The sequence below is a fragment of the Novacetimonas hansenii JCM 7643 genome, assembly GCF_000964405.1.
Taxonomy (GTDB): domain Bacteria; phylum Pseudomonadota; class Alphaproteobacteria; order Acetobacterales; family Acetobacteraceae; genus Novacetimonas; species Novacetimonas hansenii.
Genome location: NZ_BANE01000312.1, coordinates 1 through 838, shown reverse-complemented (window position 1 = coordinate 838; position 838 = coordinate 1). Strand labels below are relative to the sequence as shown.

Sequence of the window (838 nt, the reverse complement as noted above, 5' to 3'; positions counted from 1 at the left end):
GCGACGATTTCATGCCGGAACTGCGCGATACACAGGCCGGTCATTGGGGGGACCCGATGACATGGGGACGATGCAGGAACGGGACATTGGCGAAGAAATAGTCATCCCATGTCTGGCTCGACAGCAGGGTGCCCCCGACCATGGCCAGCAGCGTGAAGATGATCCCCAGCACGGCGGATCGCTTTTTCCAGCGGCTTTCGGCAATCCGCGCCTTCGTCAGCGCGTCCTGGTCCAGCCGGTTCCGCTCTTTCTGCGCGCCGGTATGTTCGGCAAGCTGACGGGTCAGGCCCTGCATGTCGCGTGACTGCCGATCCAGTGCGGACGATGTCGCGGCATACTGGGCCTGCATTTCGGCCCGGATGGCCCCGACCTCCCGACGGGTGTCGTCAATCTTTCCGTCAGCACTGTTGCGCCAGCGTTCGAGGAAGCCAATACGTTCCCCATGGTCATCGAGGATGTCTTGCACATCCGGATCTTCGGTCATCTTTGTTCCAGGCAATAAAAAACCGCCCCAAGGGACGGTGATGGCAGGTGCGTATGGCAGGGCATGATCCATGCAGTGCGCCGTCAGGTCGTGGTGGATGTCGCCGCAGTCGTGCTTGCCGCCGTTGTCGCGGTGGCTGTCGTGGGCGTGACCGTGGCTGCTGTCGTTGTTGCTGTCGTGGCGGTTACGGGCGCGCCATAGGTGCTGCCGATCGGGTATTTGCGATCGGGGTCAGCAATGAGGGTGGTCCCGGCTGGGGGCGTCCATGCGGATGCGCCGTCCCATTCGACGTTATCGACCACGTATCCGGCCGGATGCGCGCTGGTCGCGGCCGTCAGGTAAACGGCATAGGTC

General features: G+C 62.8%; 2 protein-coding genes. Both read right to left on the bottom strand.

The window, feature by feature from the left end; translation table 11 throughout:
* Positions 1 to 40: 40 nt before the first annotated feature.
* On the bottom strand, positions 41 to 484 hold the full coding sequence (locus B7G66_RS15730; RefSeq protein ID WP_040512071.1) for a hypothetical protein: 444 nt from the start codon (positions 482 to 484) through the stop codon (positions 41 to 43).
* A gap of 83 nt (positions 485 to 567) precedes the next feature.
* Positions 568 to 838, bottom strand: a 271-nt coding sequence (locus tag B7G66_RS15725; protein WP_148424812.1) for a hypothetical protein, incomplete at its 5' end; no start/stop codon positions are given.

What these genes read in the sequence shown, in the direction of transcription:
- B7G66_RS15730 (WP_040512071.1), bottom strand. Translation starts at nt 484, where the DNA reads ATGACCGAAGATCCGGATGTGCAAGACATCCTCGATGACCATGGGGAA.